The 1204-nt window shown below is 36.3% G+C and carries 1 protein-coding gene; it reads left to right on the top strand.

Annotated features, from left to right (window positions below):
* Positions 1-584: 584 nt before the first annotated feature.
* A partial coding sequence (locus DW862_RS25605) for a DUF3871 family protein (RefSeq protein WP_120071170.1) occupies positions 585-1204 on the top strand: 620 nt, incomplete at its 3' end.

Here is a 1204-nt window from a genome sequence, read left to right as displayed (position 1 = left end):
TTTGTAAGCAATAAAGCTCCAGACCATTAATCAGGTTTGGGGCTTTTTATGTATATCCCCCACCCAAGAATATAGGTACTTGAAATTCATACCCCCGCCCTTTAGATTTAGGCAGTGTTTCTATTTAGACTTTATGCAGCTATAGAGTGAAATATTTAATTTGTCAGTGAGCGCATCAGATGTATATCGTGCGCTAAGCTTCTGTGAAACTACTAACACCCCCTCACCAATCATTAGGAAAAAGAAAGGATTACATGAATTGCTATTCAGCCCACAAACGCTTTGAACTTCTGAAATATGCGGACTTATCAACGATTTGTATATGTCTACATATAAAGATGCACAAAGGAAAGTGAATGAATAGTACTTCATGTTAAGCCCTCATTTTGTCCTTAAATACACTATTTACTAATCTATTATTTATGCGTATGGAGAATTTAAAGATTTTATTGACGTTTGGAATAATTCTAATTGTGCCAGTAGTCTTAATGCCACAGTTCTTTATTGGATTATTAATACTGATTGTGGCTTGCTTAGCTTTCAGACAGAGGAATTTCTAATATTAACTTAATAAATTACAGATTATGGAATCAACATTACAGATTATGCCAGTACAGAGAACTAGTAGAAACTTTGGTGAATATGCAGAAGAAGCGGTAATAATTGAAGAGCCAGCTATTAAACAGAAACGCCCTCTATTCATTGAAGCTAATACAATTGAAGCCAGTTTGGAACATCTAAGGAATGATTGTATTATACCCGTATTCGCAAAGGACAACGAAGCTACATTATCTCATGTGGCTTTCATTGAAGTGGTACAGGATGCAACCAATACATTCTTTAGCGGTGAACAGATTGAATCGCCAGATATTCGTGTTTCTCATGTAATCAAAGGTAGGATTCCCGAAGCAATTCATAAGCCAGCCAATCAGTTATTAGAGAGTGACAAGACTATCTACTACGAAAGATGCGCTTTTGTTATTGAAGTTCCTACTATCTATGAGACAGTACACGGTAACAGGCTAACCCTTACTATTGGTGGTGTCAGAGCTTATAACCATACCAACCTTTATTCAAAGAAAGGTGCGGAGCGGTTTAAAGTGTTTATTGGCTTTACTTGTAAGGTTTGCACAAATCTATGTGTATCTACAGACGGTTATCTTAGTTGCTTGGAAGTTACCAATACAAGGGATTTATATCAAGC

This window comes from Bacteroides sp. AM37-9, from assembly GCF_003603455.1.
Lineage (GTDB): Bacteria > Bacteroidota > Bacteroidia > Bacteroidales > Bacteroidaceae > Bacteroides > Bacteroides xylanisolvens.
This window is presented reverse-complemented; position numbering and strand designations above follow the sequence as displayed.